The organism is Haloferula sargassicola (assembly GCF_040362925.1).
GTDB lineage: Bacteria > Verrucomicrobiota > Verrucomicrobiia > Verrucomicrobiales > Akkermansiaceae > Haloferula > Haloferula sargassicola.
Window position 1 is genome coordinate 209,560 of the sequence record NZ_BAABRI010000001.1, and the last position, 11,777, is coordinate 221,336.

The 11,777-nt window shown below is 64.5% G+C and carries 14 protein-coding genes; 9 read left to right on the top strand and 5 right to left on the bottom strand.

Going from position 1 to position 11,777, the window contains the following annotated elements; translation table 11 throughout:
* The first annotated feature begins 21 nt into the window (after positions 1–21).
* On the top strand, positions 22–861 hold the full coding sequence (locus ABXH26_RS00885; RefSeq protein WP_353565132.1) for a formate/nitrite transporter family protein: 840 nt from the start codon (positions 22–24) through the stop codon (positions 859–861).
* Positions 862–870: 9 nt separating this feature from the next.
* Here the strand turns inward: ABXH26_RS00885 and galK are convergent, their stop codons facing one another.
* From galK to ABXH26_RS00900, 3 genes are all read right to left on the bottom strand, one after another.
* On the bottom strand, positions 871–2,046 hold the full coding sequence (galK, locus tag ABXH26_RS00890; protein WP_353565133.1) for a galactokinase: 1,176 nt from the start codon (positions 2,044–2,046) through the stop codon (positions 871–873).
* 155 nt (positions 2,047–2,201) lie between these two features.
* A complete protein-coding gene (locus ABXH26_RS00895) occupies positions 2,202–3,902 on the bottom strand; it encodes a sodium:solute symporter family transporter (protein WP_353565134.1) in 1,701 nt (566 codons plus the stop codon).
* Positions 3,903–4,057: 155 nt separating this feature from the next.
* Positions 4,058–5,224, bottom strand: a complete 1,167-nt coding sequence (locus tag ABXH26_RS00900) for an aldose epimerase family protein (protein ID WP_353565135.1) — start codon at positions 5,222–5,224, stop codon at positions 4,058–4,060.
* A 146-nt stretch (positions 5,225–5,370) separates the two neighbouring features.
* Between ABXH26_RS00900 and ABXH26_RS00905 the strand changes: the two genes are divergently transcribed.
* From ABXH26_RS00905 to ABXH26_RS00920, 4 genes are read left to right on the top strand one after another with little or no spacing between them, the layout of a single operon-like run.
* Complete coding sequence (locus ABXH26_RS00905; protein ID WP_353565136.1) at positions 5,371–5,814, top strand: GAF domain-containing protein; 444 nt, start codon at positions 5,371–5,373, stop codon at positions 5,812–5,814.
* 31 nt (positions 5,815–5,845) lie between these two features.
* Positions 5,846–6,313, top strand: a complete 468-nt coding sequence (locus ABXH26_RS00910; RefSeq protein ID WP_353565137.1) for a Jag family protein — start codon at positions 5,846–5,848, stop codon at positions 6,311–6,313.
* Positions 6,310–6,777: a DoxX family protein gene (locus tag ABXH26_RS00915; protein ID WP_353565138.1), complete on the top strand. Its 468-nt coding sequence runs from the start codon at positions 6,310–6,312 to the stop codon at positions 6,775–6,777. Before ABXH26_RS00910 ends, ABXH26_RS00915 begins: the two co-directional genes overlap by 4 nt.
* Before the next feature lie 6 nt (positions 6,778–6,783).
* Complete coding sequence (locus tag ABXH26_RS00920; protein ID WP_353565139.1) at positions 6,784–7,131, top strand: acyl-CoA thioesterase; 348 nt, start codon at positions 6,784–6,786, stop codon at positions 7,129–7,131.
* On the opposite strand, the gene ABXH26_RS00925 is transcribed toward ABXH26_RS00920, so the two are convergent.
* Complete coding sequence (locus ABXH26_RS00925) at positions 7,132–8,868, bottom strand: ABC transporter ATP-binding protein (protein WP_353565140.1); 1,737 nt, start codon at positions 8,866–8,868, stop codon at positions 7,132–7,134.
* A gap of 138 nt (positions 8,869–9,006) precedes the next feature.
* Between ABXH26_RS00925 and ABXH26_RS00930 the strand changes: the two genes are divergently transcribed.
* The 3 genes from ABXH26_RS00930 to ABXH26_RS00940 all read left to right on the top strand — a co-directional run bounded on the left by ABXH26_RS00930 (position 9,007) and on the right by ABXH26_RS00940 (position 10,909).
* A complete protein-coding gene (locus tag ABXH26_RS00930) occupies positions 9,007–9,807 on the top strand; it encodes a hypothetical protein (protein WP_353565141.1) in 801 nt (266 codons plus the stop codon).
* 32 nt (positions 9,808–9,839) lie between these two features.
* Positions 9,840–10,655: a hypothetical protein gene (locus tag ABXH26_RS00935; RefSeq protein WP_353565142.1), complete on the top strand. Its 816-nt coding sequence runs from the start codon at positions 9,840–9,842 to the stop codon at positions 10,653–10,655.
* A 65-nt stretch (positions 10,656–10,720) separates the two neighbouring features.
* A complete protein-coding gene (locus ABXH26_RS00940; RefSeq protein ID WP_353565143.1) occupies positions 10,721–10,909 on the top strand; it encodes a hypothetical protein in 189 nt (62 codons plus the stop codon).
* A gap of 14 nt (positions 10,910–10,923) precedes the next feature.
* Here the strand turns inward: ABXH26_RS00940 and ABXH26_RS00945 are convergent, their stop codons facing one another.
* Complete coding sequence (locus ABXH26_RS00945; RefSeq protein ID WP_353565144.1) at positions 10,924–11,364, bottom strand: 23S rRNA (pseudouridine(1915)-N(3))-methyltransferase RlmH; 441 nt, start codon at positions 11,362–11,364, stop codon at positions 10,924–10,926.
* An 80-nt stretch (positions 11,365–11,444) separates the two neighbouring features.
* Between ABXH26_RS00945 and ABXH26_RS00950 the strand changes: the two genes are divergently transcribed.
* Entirely contained in the window at positions 11,445–11,768 is a 324-nt protein-coding gene (locus ABXH26_RS00950) for an EF-hand domain-containing protein (protein WP_353565145.1), read from the top strand.
* The last annotated feature ends 9 nt before the right edge of the window (positions 11,769–11,777 follow it).

Below are 11,777 nucleotides of genomic sequence, written 5' to 3' on the forward strand. Positions count from 1 at the left end.
CCGAATTCCGCCCCTGCCCGAATGAGCGTCGATCCCCGCAAGGAAGAAGAACACGAAGCCCAAGAGATCCAGGAGCGGACGTCGCCTCCCGGCAAGGTGGTCTACCAGGCGATCTATCGCGAGGCGAAGCACGAGCTGCAGCGCAAAAGCCTCGGCCTTGCCTGGTCGGGCCTCGCGGCGGGGCTGTCGATGGGCTTCTCGATGCTGGCCCAGGCTTTTCTCCGGCACGCCATTCCCGGGTCCGGCTGGGAGCCGCTGCTCACGCCGCTGGGCTACACGGTCGGCTTCCTGATCGTGATTCTCGGCCGGCAGCAGTTGTTCACGGAAAACACGCTCACGCCCATCCTGCCGCTGCTCAACACCAAGAAGTGCGAGGTGCTGTGGAACGTGCTGAGGCTGTGGGGCGTGGTCCTGGTCACCAACCTGCTGGGCGGGGCGATTTTCGCGGTGGTGGTGGCGCGCACCCACGTGGTGGACCAGGAAATCCGAGACGCCTGCGTGGAGATCTCCCGCACCACGCTGGAGCACGGTTTCGGCACCACGCTGCTACGCGGGATTTTCGCCGGCTGGCTGATCGCCTTGATGATCTGGCTGCTGCCCTTCGCCGAGTCGGCCCGGGTGTGGGTGATCATCATCATCAGCTACCTCATCGGCCTCGGCCACTTTCCCCACATCATCGCCGGCGGGGTGGAGGCCTTCTACCTGGTCGCCGGCGGCGGCGTGGGTCTGATGAAAGCCCTGACCGGCTTCGTGCTGCCGACTTTGATCGGCAACACGATCGGCGGCGTGGCCCTGGTGGCCGCGCTGGTCCACGCCCAGCTGGTGGCCGCGGAGCGACAGGAGCTGCTGGAAGACGAGTGAGGCCGAGCCTCAAAAAAGATGCGCGCCGCGCGAGGGCCGCGAGGCGAAGATCTCGGGCTTGATGCCGGTGGCCTTCTCATACTCGGCGGCCATGGTTTCCGCGATCTCGGAGGCCCGGCCGGACTCGCACAAGGTGACCGTGGAGCCACCGAAGCCGCCACCGGTCATGCGGGCGCCGATCACGCCGCCGGAGCGGCCGATCGAGCGGGCGATCTCGACCATGATGTCGAGTTCCTTGCAGGAGACCTCGAAGTCGTCCCGCAGCGAGTCATGGCTGGCGGCCATGAGCGGGCCGAGGGCTTCGAAGTCGTTTTGCTTCAGCGACTTTGCGGCGCCGATCGTGCGCGCGATTTCGCTCACGACATGGCGGGCGCGGCGGTTGACGGGTTCGCCGAGTTCGTCCCACTTGGCCTCGACGTCGGACATTTCGACGTCACGCCACGACGGCTTGCCGAGGATGGCGAGGCCGTCCTCGGTGTTTTTGCGGCGGGCCGCGTAGCCCCCGTCGGAAAGCTCGTGGTGGACCATGGTGTTGGCGATCAGGACGGTGAGGTCCGGGTTTTCAAACGGCACCAGCTCGGGCTCGCCGCTCTGGCAGTCGATGAGCACCAGCCGGTTGGCCTGGCCGAAGGCGGAGGCGAACTGGTCCATGATCCCGCACGGTACGCCGGCGAAGTCGTGCTCGGCCTTTTGCGCGAGCAGGGCCTTTTCCTTGGTCTCCATGACCGTATCGAGCAGGCCCTCCAGCAAGGTGGCGGCAGCACATTCGAGAGCGGCGGAGGAGGAAAGACCGGCCCCGAGCGGAACCGACGAAACGATCCAGGCGTCGAAGCCCGGGATGTGGTGCCCTCGATCCTGGAACCCGCGGATCACGCCGCGGATGTAGTTGGCCCACTTCGGGATGCCGGGCTCCTTGCGCTTGGAAAGATCCAGGGTGACCAGGTCCTGCCCGGTGGAGCCGATGTGGGCCTCGGGGGTGCCGTTGGCGCGGGCGGCGAAGACGATGTAGCGCTCGATGGCGAAGGGCATCACGAAGCCGTCGCAGTAGTCGATGTGCTCCCCGATCAGGTTCACGCGTCCGGGTGCGGCGGCATGGAGGGTCGGCTCGGAGCCAAAGGCCTCCCGGAAGGCGGTGGAGGCGTCGGAGGCGAGGTCGGCGAGCGGTGGGTTGAGCGGAAGGGCCATGGCGCGGGTCGTGGGTGGTTGCGGGGCAGAGGTTGGAGGATGGGGCCGGGCGAGCAAAGGGGAAAGCGGGTCACGCGCGGCGAAGATCGTGCATGAAACGCAAAAGCCCCGCCCGGCGGGATGCCGGGCGGGGCGGGGAATCGTCGCAAGGGCTTTTACCAGAACACGATGTAGAGGATGATCGTCATGACGATCACGGCGGCACCGGTCAGCTTCGCGATCGGCGAGGAGTCCAGGTTGATGGCCTTGTTTTCCGGCAGGATGATCGGGCTCGGCAGCGGCTTCACCGCGGTCATGACCGCGCAGTAGATCATCACGATGATGAAGCAGATGCCCATCCGGTCGAGGAACGAGATGCTGTCGGCGAACCACAGCCCCTTGGCCACGATGATGTCGGCGAGCGAGAACTTGATCAGACCGTAGAGAACGGCGTTCAGGATGATGCCCGACCAGCCGAGGAAACGGGGCGCGCGCGGAACGAGCACTCCGAACAGGAAGACGGCGAGGACCCCAGGCGACACGAAGCCTTGGAATTCCTGAATGAAGGTGAAGATCCCGCCGAACTTCGGATTGGCGAGGAAGGGCGCGATGATCGCGGCGATCACGACGAACAGGACGACGAAGACCTTGCCGGTGACCACCAGTTGCTTCTCGGTCGCATGGGGCTTCACCTTGTGGAAAAGGTCCATGGTCGCGATGGTCGAGGCGGAGTTGAGCATCGAGGCCAGCGAGGAAACGACGGCGCCGAAGATGGCGGCGAGCACGAACCACGAGATCCACGGGTGGGGCTTGATCAGGTTCTTGAGGAGGAGCGGGAAGGAGGCATCGAAATCGTAGCCACCCCCGGCCTTGGCCATTTCAGCCGAGAACATGTTGAAGGCAAGAATGCCGGGGATCACCACCACGAAGGGCACGATCAACTTGAGGAAGGCGGCAAAGATGATGCCTTTCTGGCCCTCGGCGAGCGACTTCGAGCCGAGCGTGCGCTGGATGATGTACTGGTTGAGGCCCCAATAGAAGAAGTTCGGGATCCAAAGACCGAGCACCAGCGCGGTCCACGGGATGTCCGGATCGGTGAGCGGGCGCTTCATGTGCAGCTTGCCCCCGACCTCCGCGGCGCCGGCGTTGAGCATCTGGAACCGCTCGAAGGCGCCGGCCTGGGCGAGCTGGTCGACGGTCACGTCCTTTTGCGTGGCGGTCGGAGCGAGGGTGGCGGGGTCCATGTTTCCGAGGTGCTGGAAGGCGAGCCAGGCCACGACCGCCCCGCCAAGGATCAGCGAAGCTCCCCATACGAGGTCGGTCCAGGCGCAGGCCTTGAGACCGCCGACGAAGACGTAGGCTGCCGCGATGAGGGCGATGATCCAGCAGGCGCTGGTCAGATTCCCCAGCAGCGGGACATCCGGATAGTAGACCGACACCACCTTGGCGCCCGAGAAGATGACCGAGGCGGTCGGCACCCCCACGAGGATGATCAGGGTGGCGATCGCCATCACCATTCGGGAGAAGAGGCCGTAGCGGTATTCAAGGAACTCCGGCGCGGTGTAGATGCCGGCTTTGAGAAACTTCGGCAGGAAGATGAAGGCGACCACGACCAGTGTGATGGCGGCCATCCACTCGTAGGAGGCGATGGCCATGCCGAGGTGGTCGGCGGCCTGGCCGGACATGCCGACGAACTGCTCGGTGGAAATGTTGGCGGCGATCAGGGAAAAGCCGACCAGCCACCAGGTGAGGCCGCGGCCGGCGAGAAAGTAGCCGGAGGCACCGCCACCCTCCGAGTCACCGGAGGTTTTGTTTCCCTGGTAGATGCCGAGTCCGATGACCGCGACGACGAAGATGGTGAAGAGGATGATTTCCATGGGTTCCGGATTTCCTGAGTGGTCGAAGGCGCGCCATTCAAGGGAGCGTATCAAACCGCCGCAAGCGCGGAGTGTGTGCTCCGCGAGGGCTCGGGGTTAGATAAAAAAACCGCCGGGGGCTGCCCCCGGCGGTTTTGCCATCGAAATGTCGGAAGTTACTCGGCGGAGAACTTGAGGACCATGAGGTGGCGGTAGGTCTCGCCGGGCTTCAGTTCGGCCGAGGGAAACTCGGGATGGTTCGGCGCGTCCGGGAAGTTCTCGGTTTCCAGGCACAGCGCGGTGCGGTGCTGGTACTTCACGCCGTCCTTGCCGGCCACGGTGCCGTCGAGGAAATTGCCGCCGTAGAACTGGACGGCGGGCTGGTTGCTAGAGACTTCGAGCACGCGGCCGGACTTGGGATCCTTGACGCGGGCGGCCAGGGCCAGGCCGTTGGTGTCCGGGTTGGTGAGCACCCAGCAGTGATCGTAGCCGAGGCCGAGCTTGAGGGCCTCGAAGTCTTGCTCCACCCGGTCGCCGATCGCGGTCGGCTCGGTGAAGTCCATCGGGGTGTCGGCCACCGGGGCCATTTCGCCGGTCGGGATCAGGCCGGCGTCGGTCGGCAGGTAGTTCTTGGCCGGGATCATCATGATGTTGTCATTGATGGTCGTGTTCGGCTCGCCGGAGAGGTTCCAGTAGCTGTGGTGGACCAGGTTGACGACGGTGGGCTTGTCGGTGGTGGCGGTGGCTTCCCATTTCAGCTCGTTGGCGTCGGTCAGGGTGTAGGTGACGTCGGCGGTCAGGGTGCCCGGGTAGCCCTCCTCCCCGTCCTCGGAGACGTATTCGAAGGTGATGGAGTGGGGTGCCTCGGCGTCCTTCACCGTCCACAGCCGCTTGTTGAAGCCCTTGTCCCCACCGTGGAGGTGGCAGGGGATGCCGCCGGGCTCGTTGTTGGTCGCCAGGGTGTATTCCTTGCCTTCGAGGGTGAACTTGCCGTGGGCGATGCGGTTGCCGAAGCGGCCGACCGAGGCTCCGAAGTAGGGATTGCCCTCGCTTTCGTAGCCTTCGACCGAGTCAAAGCCGTAGCTCACGTCCTCGAGCTTGCCGTCCTTGTCGGGGGCGGTCAGGGAAACGAGGGTGGCACCGAAGTCCGACACCCGGGCGGTCATGCCGGAAGCGTTGGTGAGCGTGTAGACGTGGGCCTCGCGGCCGTCGGCGAGCTTGCCGAAGGACTCGGCCGGAAGGTCGCCGGCCGCGGCGTCACCGGAGGCGGACGAGGGCGATTCCTTGCAGGCGACGAGCGAGGCGACGGCGCCGAAGAGAATGAGTTGATTCAAGGCTTTCATGTTCTGGGTTGGGATGTGAAGCCAAGGCTCTACCCGAGGGATGCCGGCCATGGGAAGGGCGGATCGTGTGAGTGTCGGGAAAAGCCGTACGGTTGCCGGAGATTCCGGCTTTCGCCCGGCCGCGGGCGGTGCTTGGGTGGGCGCACATGACGGAGGACTTGCAAACGGACGCCCGCGAGTGGCTCGGCAGGGTGCTGGAGGATTTCGGCTGCCAGACCGGCACGCTTCATCGCTCGCCGGACGGGGAGTGGCTGGAGCTGGTGGTGGCGATCGGGGTGCCGGAAAGCCTGATGCCGGCGATTTCCCGGATCCCCTTCGGCAAGGGGATCGCCGGGGCGGCCGCGGCCACCCGCGAGCCGGTGGAGCTGTGCAACCTGCAGCAGGACCTCGGCGGGGTGGCCAGGGAAGGCGCGCGCCAGACAAAGGTGGCCGGCTCGCTGGCGGTGCCGGTGTTTTCGCCGGATGGCGGAAGGGTGATCGGCACGCTGGGAATCGGGATGCCCGAGCCGCACGACTTCAGCGAGGCGGAAAAGGCGCGGCTGGCGAAGGTCGCGGAGGAAGTCGCCGGGGTTTGGGCGCACGACGATTGACCGACCGCCGAGCCCTGTTAGTTTAATCGTCATGACACCCGAGGCGGCGGCAAAGAAGATCCTCGACACGATGCTCGGTCATCTGGGTTTCCCGGTGACCATCGAGCTTCAGGAGGTCGAGGACGGTCCGTGCCTGCAGATCCTCACCAGCGAGAGCAAGCACCTGATCGGCAAGGACGGAGGGCGGCTCGATGACCTGCAGTATCTCGTCAACCGCATCCTGCGGAAGCATTTCCCCGATGCCCGCCGTATCAAGGTCGACTGCGAGCACTACCGGGCGATCCAGGAGGATCACCTCGTGGAGGAGGTGCAGGGACTCGTCGAGCGCGTGAAAGCCTCGGGCAAGGCCGTGAAAATGCGCCCGCTCAATGCGTATTACCGCCGCTTGGTGCACAACGCGCTGGTGGGGGAAAACGAGGTGGAAAGCGTGTCCCCGTCCGGCGACGACCGGCTGAAGCGGATCACCCTGCGGCTGAAATCTCAAAACAAGGAGGCATGAAAAAATTTCTATTCGAATGCGGGACCCGCGACGCGGTGGCATCCGGCGGCCTGCTGGTGCTGCGGGTCGGTTTCGGCCTGATGATGCTGATCGGTCACGGATCCGCGAAGATCGGGATGTTCGAGACCGCCAAGGACAGCTGGCCGGTGCCGGGCCTGCCGCTGCTGTCCCTGATGTCCCCACCGGTGGCCATGCTGGCCACCATGGCCGCGGAGGTCGGCTGCAGTGCCTTGCTGGTGCTGGGCTTGCTGACCCGGCCGGCGGCCTTCCTGCTCGGCTTCACGATGCTGGTGGCGGCTTTCCAGGTCCACGCCGGCGCGCCGTTTTTCATGACCGGCGAAGGACCGTCCAAGGAGCCGGCGATGCTGTATTTCCTGCCCTGCCTGGTGCTTGTGATCTCGGGCGCCGGGTTGTACTCGATCGATTCGCTCGCCTACCGCGAGAAGAAGCGGAAATTCTTCTGAGCCCGCATGGAAACCCAGCGCCTGGTCCTGCCGGAGGATCTCAATCATCTGGGGTTCCTCTTCGGGGGCCGCTTGCTGGCATGGGTCGATGAAGCGAGCTGGATCGCCGCCAGCCTCGACTACCCGCATTGCCAGTTCGTGACCATTGCCATGGACCGGGTCGAGTTCCGCCATGCGGTGCGCCAGGGGACCATTCTCTCGATCACCTGCGAGCGGGTGAAAGAGGGAACCACCTCGGTGTGCTACGACGTGAAGGTCCACGACCGCCGCAACCTTCGCGCGTCCGCCATTTTCACGACCCACGTGACCTACGTGAGCGTCGATGACTCCGGCCGCAAGCGGGCGATCCGCTGACTACGGAGCGGCTTGCTGGTCGAGGAAGGACTTGCGGCAGAGCTCGGCGTACTTGCCTTCGCGGGCGAGCAATTCCTCGTGCGTGCCGACCTCGATCACCCGGCCGTGTTCGAGCACGTAGATCCGGTCGGCGTTCTGGATGGTCGACAGGCGGTGGGCGATCACGAACGCGGTCCGGTTCTTCATCAGGGCATCGAGTGCCGCCTGAATGTCCTGCTCGGTCTGCGAATCGACCGAGGCGGTGGCTTCGTCGAGCAGCAGGATGGGGGCGTTCTTGAGCAGGGCGCGGGCGATCGACAGGCGCTGCTTTTCACCACCGGAGAGCTTCACGCCGCGCTCGCCCACGTTGGTGTCGAGCTGCTTGGGCAGCTTGCGGACGAAGTCGGCCGCGTGGGCCGCCTCGAGGCATTGCCACAGGGCGGCTTCGTCGGCATCGCGGCGACCGAGGACCAGGTTTTCGCGGACGGTGCCGTTGAAAAGAAACGGCTCCTGGGTGACGTAGGCCAGCTTCTCGCGCAGCGCGGGCTTGGCGAGGGTCGCGATGTCGAGATCGTCGATCGTGATCCGGCCCGAAGTCACTTCATAAAAGCGGTTCAAAAGGGACAGCACGGTGGATTTCCCGGCGCCGGTCGAGCCGACCAAGGCCACGGTTTCCCCCGGCTGGGCGAGGATTTCCACTTCGTGAAGGGTCGGCTGGTCGCCATACGAAAAGGTGACCTGCTCGAACCGAACCGCCGCCCGGATGGTGGCCGGCAGGGTTTCGCCCTCGGCGGCATTCGGCTCGTCCTCCGAGTCCATGATTTCAAACACCCGGTCTGCCGCCGCGCGCGAGGAAAAGACCAGCTGATTGAGTTGGCGGAGCTTCGACACCGGTTCGTAGAACAGGCTCAGGAGCAGGAAAAAGAAGGTGATGTCGCCCACCGTCATCCGGCCCTCGATGATGGCCTGCGAGCCGAAGCCGAGCACCAGCACGTAGCCGAGCATGCTCACGAAGGACATGCTCGGGTTGTAGACCGCCCACCATTTCATGAGGTGCAGCGTGGCCCGCCGCACCCGGTCGGAGAGCCGGTTGAAATTCGCGTGCTCCTCGCCCTCGGCGGCGTAGGACTTGATTTGCCGGATGCCGGCGATGTTGTCGTGCAGCAGGGAATTCAGCGACGAGGTGGCGTTTCTTTCGGCCTTGTGGCGGTGCCGCGCATCCTTGGAATAGACCCACGCCCCCACTACCAGCAGGGGGATCGGCAGGGTCGCCCACAGCGCCACCTCCCAGTCGGTCAGATACATCACCAGGCCCACGGCGATGAGCTGGATGGTGGCCACCACGCCGAGCTCGATGCCATCGATCAGCACCCGTTCCATCGAGGTCACATCCTCCACCACCCGGGTCATGATGTCGCCCGTGCGGCGGCTATCGAACCAGTTCAGCGGCAGCCGCTGGATCTTGCGGTAGAGGTCCGAGCGGATGTCGAAGATGACGTTCTGCTCGAAGTGGTTGTTGACGAAGATCCGGGCACAGTTGAGGCCGTCCTTCAGGAGGTAGCCGCCGGCGGCCAGCAGCACCCAGAAGAGCAGCTCGTGGTGGCGGTCGGGGCGGGGGACCACGTCATCGATGACCACCTGCGCGATCTTCGGGAAAAAAATGACCGAAACCGCCATCAGGGTCGCGCAGAAGAATTGCGCCGTGGCGAGTCCCGGATAGCGTTTCAGGTAGGTGAATACTCGTAGAACGGAGTGCATATCGGCCCGGCACCGATGGTTTGGGGGCCATCTCTTGTAAAGACACCTTTGCAATTGCCGCATTTAAGGGTTGCGGGGGGGTATTCCGGCTACCTAACTTCCGGGCCCAAGAACCCCACCTTCCATCGAAAAAACTCCATGGCCAACATTTTCGCCATCATCAGTGCGGTCCTTCTCGCCGCTTCCGCCTATCTCGCCTTCAAGAACAAAGCCGCGCTGGAAACCGAAGTCGATCGACGGGTGGAAGCCGAGCAGAATCTTGGAAACAACCAGATGCGCCTCGCCGACCTCCAGGGGGAGCGTGACAGCACCATCGCCACCCGCCAGGACGTCGAGTCGCAGACCGAAGCCCGCCGCGAGGAGGAGACCGCCGCTCAGACCAAGAACGCGGAGATGAAGTCGGACCTCGACAGCAAGAAGTCGATCTCCAAGGAAAACTCCGACCAGATCGACAACATCAAGGAGCAGCTCCAGGAAGTGGGCGACCTTGATGAAGTGGCCGGCAAGATCCGCGGCCTCAAGGAGGACATCAACGAGCTCGAAGACCAGCAGGCCGCCCTGCAGGCCCAGCGTGCCAACCTGCTCTCGGAGCGCAACAGCACCCAGGAAGTCATTTCCGGCTACAACCAGGTCAATCGCGACTACTCCAACAAGAACTCGTTCTTCGACAGCGCCTCCATCAATGCCATCTACGGCCCGTGGGGCTTCGTCACCATCTCCGCCGGCAATGCCGCGGGTGCGGTGGCCGGCTCCACCCTTGAGGTGGTCCGCGGCGGCGAAACGATCGCCAAGCTCCGCGTCCGCACCGTCGAGGCAGGTCGCGCCTCCGCCGATGTGGTGCCCGGCTCGATGGCCGAGGACACCACGCTCATGGTCGGAGATCAGGTTCGCCCGGCCGCCGCTGAGTCGACTTCCCCCAGCGCCAGCCAAGGCAACTGAAGCCGCCCGCCAAAAAAACTTACCCGACACACATGAAAGCCCTCATTTACGTTCTCGCCATCCTTGGCATCGGAGCCGGCGCTTATTTCTCCAACGCCAGCAAGCAGGCGCTCGACGCGCAGTTCGAGAAGCACCAGGAGGTGGTCGATAGCAACCGCCGCGTCCAGGCCAGCATCGACAAGACCAAGACCGAGCTGGACGACGAGAACACCAAGCTCACCGGCGCCAACGAGACGCTGGCCGAGGTCGATGCCAACATCTCCAAGCTCAAGTCCGACCAAGCCTCGCTCACCCGCGAGATCTCCACGGTCGAGGGCGACATCGAAGAACAGAAGGCCGAACTCGACAAGGCCAACCGCGCCCTCACTGAAGTCCAACGGGTCTTCCAGGAACTCGACATCCCCGGTGATGTGAACATGGACACGATCCAGGAAAACGTGAAGTCGCTCACCGACCGGCAGAAAGAGCTGGCCGCGGAGGTGGATGAGCTGAACAGCACCATCGAGTCGACAGAGAAGAGCATCGTCCAGAACCGCGACGAAATCACCCGCCTCGCCCGCCGCAAGTCCGAGCGTGACCGCCGCATGAGCCGCAACTCGATGTCGTCGATCGTGACCGGCGTCGATCAGAACTACGGCTTCGTGATCGTCGGTGCCGGCACCAACAGTGGCTTCAAGCCGCAGTCGAAGCTGATCGTGACCCGCAACGGTCGCCGCATCGCGGAGGTCACCCCTTCCAGCGTGGAAGCTACCCAGACGGTGGCGGAAATCGACTTCGACACCCTCGCCCCCGGCGTGGTGATCCAGCCCGGCGACCGCGTGATTCTCTCCGCGCCAGCCACCAACTGAGCCCATCAACGATTCTTCACCTCCGTGCGCTTGAAACGCACGGAGGTTTTTTTATGCTCCCGTCCATGCGCCCCTTGCTCGTTCTCCTGTTGGCCGCCTTCACGCTTCCCTTGGTTTCCTGCATGAAGGATCCGGATCTCGATCCGCAACCGAAAACGCCGCCGACATCCTCCAGCCAGCTGCCTTTCAATCGGCCGATCTCCGGCCAGGGTGGTGGTCAGATGAGCGCGATGCCGATGGAGCCCCGGCGCTGAGTCGGGTGCCTCGCTCAGCGGTGGTAGGGCTCTCCCTTGCGCAGCGTGGCCACCCGGTAGAGCTGCTCCAGCAGCACCACCAGCGCGATCTCGTGCTGGAGCGTCAGGCTGGAGAGCTGCCAGATGCGGTCGCTGGCCCGCCGCAGCGCCTCGGTATGGCCGTCGGAGGCACCGATGAGGAAACTCACGTGCTTGAGGTCTCCCCGCTGCTCCCATTGGCCGAAGGCATCGGCCCACTGCTGCGTGGTCAGGGCCTTGCCCCGTTCGTCCAAGGCGATCCGGAGATGTCCCTCCGTGCGGTCCAGCAGGTGGGCCGACACCGTTTCGGAATCCCCGGCCTTCAGCACCACCAACTCGAAGTTGCCGTAGCGCCGCAGTCGCTTGAGATATTCCTCCACGCCGCGGCGGGCGTGGTCGAGGGCTGGCTTGCCGGCGACGAAGACTCGGATTCGCATCGCGGCCAGTGAATGAAGCCACCCTCGTTTTGGCGAGTCGGGGCTTGCGGAAGGTGATTTCGCGGAGAGAGTTCGCGCACATGAAACATCTCCTCCCGTTGCTCCTGCTGGCCCCCGGCTGTGCCCATTTCGGTGCCCATACGGAGGAGGCCCACAACCGCAAGGTGATGGCCCTGCAGGAGAAGTTCGACCGCTTCGACTACAACGCGAACGGTGAGCTGACCCGCGGGGAAATCGAGCAGGGGATCCTGGAGTCGGACGTCAAGGGCGTGACGCCCGAGGAACTCGACCTGCTGATGAAGCACTACGACGTCAATGACGACGGCGCGATTTCCCGCTGGGAGTCGCAGCGCGCCATCGACACGCCGCTTCCCGAGGAACTCCAGGATCACCACGAGCACTGAGCCGGCCGC

Bases quoted from the DNA above. Each gene is read 5' to 3' on its own strand.
- ABXH26_RS00885 (WP_353565132.1), top strand. From the start codon at position 22: ATGAGCGTCGATCCCCGCAAGGAAGAAGAACACGAAGCCCAAGAGATC.
- galK (WP_353565133.1), bottom strand. From the start codon at position 2,046: ATGGCCCTTCCGCTCAACCCACCGCTCGCCGACCTCGCCTCCGACGCC.
- ABXH26_RS00895 (WP_353565134.1), bottom strand. From the start codon at position 3,902: ATGGAAATCATCCTCTTCACCATCTTCGTCGTCGCGGTCATCGGACTC.
- ABXH26_RS00900 (WP_353565135.1), bottom strand. From the start codon at position 5,224: ATGAAAGCCTTGAATCAACTCATTCTCTTCGGCGCCGTCGCCTCGCTC.
- ABXH26_RS00905 (WP_353565136.1), top strand. From the start codon at position 5,371: ATGACGGAGGACTTGCAAACGGACGCCCGCGAGTGGCTCGGCAGGGTG.
- ABXH26_RS00910 (WP_353565137.1), top strand. From the start codon at position 5,846: ATGACACCCGAGGCGGCGGCAAAGAAGATCCTCGACACGATGCTCGGT.
- ABXH26_RS00915 (WP_353565138.1), top strand. From the start codon at position 6,310: ATGAAAAAATTTCTATTCGAATGCGGGACCCGCGACGCGGTGGCATCC.
- ABXH26_RS00920 (WP_353565139.1), top strand. From the start codon at position 6,784: ATGGAAACCCAGCGCCTGGTCCTGCCGGAGGATCTCAATCATCTGGGG.
- ABXH26_RS00925 (WP_353565140.1), bottom strand. From the start codon at position 8,868: ATGCACTCCGTTCTACGAGTATTCACCTACCTGAAACGCTATCCGGGA.
- ABXH26_RS00930 (WP_353565141.1), top strand. From the start codon at position 9,007: ATGGCCAACATTTTCGCCATCATCAGTGCGGTCCTTCTCGCCGCTTCC.
- ABXH26_RS00935 (WP_353565142.1), top strand. From the start codon at position 9,840: ATGAAAGCCCTCATTTACGTTCTCGCCATCCTTGGCATCGGAGCCGGC.
- ABXH26_RS00940 (WP_353565143.1), top strand. From the start codon at position 10,721: ATGCGCCCCTTGCTCGTTCTCCTGTTGGCCGCCTTCACGCTTCCCTTG.
- ABXH26_RS00945 (WP_353565144.1), bottom strand. From the start codon at position 11,364: ATGCGAATCCGAGTCTTCGTCGCCGGCAAGCCAGCCCTCGACCACGCC.
- ABXH26_RS00950 (WP_353565145.1), top strand. From the start codon at position 11,445: ATGAAACATCTCCTCCCGTTGCTCCTGCTGGCCCCCGGCTGTGCCCAT.